Raw genomic sequence first — 285 nt, 5'->3', positions numbered from 1 at the left:
GCTACAACCCTTCAGACAAGGAAGAATGGCAAATCCTGAACGTTGCCAACTTCGAGTGCGTACCGGAACGTGATGGCACCAACTCCGATGGCTGCGTTATTGTCGACTTCTCCCAACGCAAAGTACTGATTGCAGGCATGCGTTACGCTGGCGAAATGAAAAAAGCCATGTTTGGTGTACAGAACTTCCTGTTGCCAGAAAAAGACGTGCTGCCAATGCACTGCTCTGCCAACGTTGGTGACGACGGCGATGTTTGCCTGTTCTTCGGCCTCTCCGGTACCGGTA

General features: G+C 51.9%; 1 protein-coding gene. It reads left to right on the top strand.

Annotated features, from left to right (window positions below):
* On the top strand, positions 1-285 hold a 285-nt coding region (locus Q4563_RS19240), incomplete at both ends, for a phosphoenolpyruvate carboxykinase (ATP) (RefSeq protein ID WP_303605655.1).

The sequence above is a fragment of the Gilvimarinus sp. 1_MG-2023 genome, from assembly GCF_030548285.1.
The sequence above is the reverse complement of the archived record's forward strand: the minus strand, read 5'-3'. Positions and strand labels throughout refer to the sequence as shown.